The organism is Thiolapillus sp. (assembly GCF_048562965.1).
Classification (GTDB): domain Bacteria; phylum Pseudomonadota; class Gammaproteobacteria; order Chromatiales; family Chromatiaceae; genus Thiolapillus; species Thiolapillus brandeum_A.
The window spans coordinates 1-2,520 of record NZ_JBHNMF010000482.1; the positions used below are offsets into that span (position 1 = coordinate 1).

The 2,520-nt window shown below is 57.4% G+C and carries 3 protein-coding genes; 1 reads left to right on the forward strand and 2 read right to left on the reverse strand.

Annotation, left to right across the window (positions count from 1 at the left end):
• Window positions 1-63 precede the first annotated feature (63 nt).
• Window positions 64-300, reverse strand: a complete 237-nt coding sequence (locus tag ACOCD2_RS16640; RefSeq protein WP_293649466.1) for a hypothetical protein — start codon at window positions 298-300, stop codon at window positions 64-66.
• Window positions 301-380: 80 nt separating this feature from the next.
• Window positions 381-1,580, reverse strand: coding sequence for a bifunctional phosphopantothenoylcysteine decarboxylase/phosphopantothenate--cysteine ligase CoaBC (gene coaBC / locus ACOCD2_RS16645; protein ID WP_293649464.1), 1,200 nt, complete (start codon window positions 1,578-1,580; stop codon window positions 381-383).
• A 212-nt stretch (window positions 1,581-1,792) separates the two neighbouring features.
• On the opposite strand from coaBC, the gene radC reads away from it, so the two are divergent.
• Window positions 1,793-2,467 carry a RadC family protein gene (gene radC, locus ACOCD2_RS16650; protein WP_293649462.1) on the forward strand — a complete coding sequence of 225 codons (675 nt, stop codon included), beginning with the start codon at window positions 1,793-1,795 and terminating at the stop codon, window positions 2,465-2,467.
• The last annotated feature ends 53 nt before the right edge of the window (window positions 2,468-2,520 follow it).

The following is a 2,520-nucleotide window of genomic DNA, read 5'->3' on the forward strand; positions in this document are numbered from 1 at the left end:
TATCTCAACCATGTGCTACAGCATATTGGGAACGCCAAGATGGTTGAGGACGTCGAAGCCTTGCTACCCTGGAACACCTCCCTCAACAAGATGCAAAAGGGTTGATTCTTTGGCGCTTACGCTTTGTCCGGCAACCAGCGCCGCGATCAACAGCACCAGCAAAACCAGAACGGGAATAAAATAGTAGAGCATGGAATGGGAACGGCCATCCGGCACGGCCGGCTTGGCTGTGTGTTCCGTTGCGCTTTCTTGTTTTTCTTCTGCGGTTTTTTCTGTACTACCAGACACCTGTTCCCCCATCGGGCGCTATACCCGGGCGTAAAAATTCCGTTTCCATGTGTTATTAACCCGGCGACCAAATATGTCGCCGAGTCAAGATGTTATTCATCTCGCCGATACTGATCCGCCAGTACACCCAACAGCGCCTCGGCCAGCTGTTGCTTGTCCTGCACAGGCAAATGCTTTTCGCCTTCCGGCCAGATGACCAGCAATGCGTTTTCATCGCTTTCGAACCCCATCCCTTCCGCAACGCTGTTGGCGGCGAGCATATCCACCTGCTTCGCCAAAAGCTTTGCCCGCGCATTCTCGGCCAGATTCTGCGTTTCTGCAGCAAACCCCAAAGTATAAGGACCCTCTTCAAGTGTAGCCACTTCTGCAAGAATGTCCGGGTTTCTGACTAGGCTGATATCCATCCTGTCGGACAGCTTCTTTGTTTTCTGCTGCTGCGGATTTTCGGGCCGATAATCCGCCACGGCCGCACAGCCAACGAATATATCAACAGAATGAATGTTTTCAAAGACAGCCTTGTGCATTTGCAACGCTGTTTGCACATTAACGCGATTTACACCTGGTGGCGCAGGAAGGCTGACCGGGCCGGATACCAGCAGCACATCAGCACCTTCCCGCCGGAAGGCCCGTGCCAGGGCATAGCCCATCTTTCCGGAACTGCGGTTGCCGATAAACCTTACGGGATCTATGGCCTCGTGGGTGGGGCCGGCGGTAATCAACACCTTCTTCCCGGCAAAGAGACCGGCACCGGAAGCGCTGTCAAGCGCAGCAAGCATGTCCGCCGGTTCCTGCATTCGGCCAGGACCCGTATCACCGCAGGCCTGCTCGCCGCTTTCCGGCCCCAGAACGCGCACGCCTCTTTCTTCCAGCAGGGAAAGGTTATGCTGGACGGCGGGATGCCGCCACATGCGCTGATTCATCGCCGGCGCGATGGCAATGGATGAGGCACTCGCGAGACACAGAGTGGAAAGCAGGTCGTTCGCCAGCCCCAACGCCATGCGCGCCATGAAATCGGCGCTGGCAGGAGCAATCACCATCTGATCCGCCCAGCGCGCCAGCTCGATGTGCCCCATTGCAGCCTCATGTTCCTCGTCGAACAGAGAGCAGCGAACGGGACTGCCGGTCACCGCCTGTAAAGTCAAAGGCGAGACGAAGCGCGTAGCGGCCTCCGTCATGACCACACGCACCCTGGCACCGGCCTTGAGCAGCAGCCGGGCCAGTTCCACGCTCTTGTAGGCTGCAATCCCTCCGGTCACACCCAACAGAATATTCTGATTTGCAACGCCTGCCACTGTCCACCAGCCGCTTGTTGTTCACACAGGGAATCAAGAGTAACCCAAGCCGCAGGCCCTGCAAAGGCATAGCGTCTGGAAAACAGCCCTCGAATGCGCTAGTCTCCAGGACGGCGATTGAAAATTCCATCCGTGGCTTCTATCAGCCGGGGCAGGGAAACGCCATATGTTTTAATAAGGCGAACAACAGAATCAACTTCAAGGATGAAGATATGCCTATCACCGACTGGCCCGAACAGGAACGTCCCAGAGAAAAACTGCTGCAATCCGGCGCCCAGGCGCTTTCAGATGCGGAGCTCCTCGCCATATTCCTCAGAACCGGCTGCAAAGGCATCAGCGCCCTGGATCTGGCCCGCCAGCTGCTGCAGGAATTCGGCGGTCTGCGCCCCCTGCTTGCCGCAGGGCGCAAGGAATTCTGCGCCATGCACGGCCTGGGCGACGCCAAATACTGCCAGTTGCAGGCCGTTATCGAAATGGCTCATCGCCACCTGCGGGAATCGTTGCAACGTGGCGATGCCCTGACCTCACCGGAACAGACCCGGCGATACCTCTGGTTCCGGCTCCAGTCCTACCCCTACGAAGTTTTCGCCTGCCTGTTTCTCGACAACCGTCACCGCATCATCGCTTTCGAGGAGCTCTTTCAGGGCACCATCGACGGCGCCAGCGTCTATCCTCGGGAAGTCGTGCGCCGCTGTCTGCACCACAACGCCGCAGCGGTCATCTTCAGCCACAACCATCCTTCAGGTGTTGCCGAACCCAGTCACGCTGATGAACAGATCACCCTGCGCCTCAGGGAAGCGCTGGCCCTCATCGACATACGGGTACTCGATCATGTCATCGTGGGAAGTGACAGCAGCACCTCTCTGGCAGAACGCGGGCTGCTGTAATACCCTGGTTTGCTTCAAGGCATCTCAAACAAAGGTCATTCCGACCCAGGCAG

What these genes read in the sequence shown, in the direction of transcription:
- ACOCD2_RS16640 (WP_293649466.1), bottom strand. Translation starts at nt 300, where the DNA reads ATGGGGGAACAGGTGTCTGGTAGTACAGAAAAAACCGCAGAAGAAAAA.
- radC (WP_293649462.1), top strand. Translation starts at nt 1,793, where the DNA reads ATGCCTATCACCGACTGGCCCGAACAGGAACGTCCCAGAGAAAAACTG.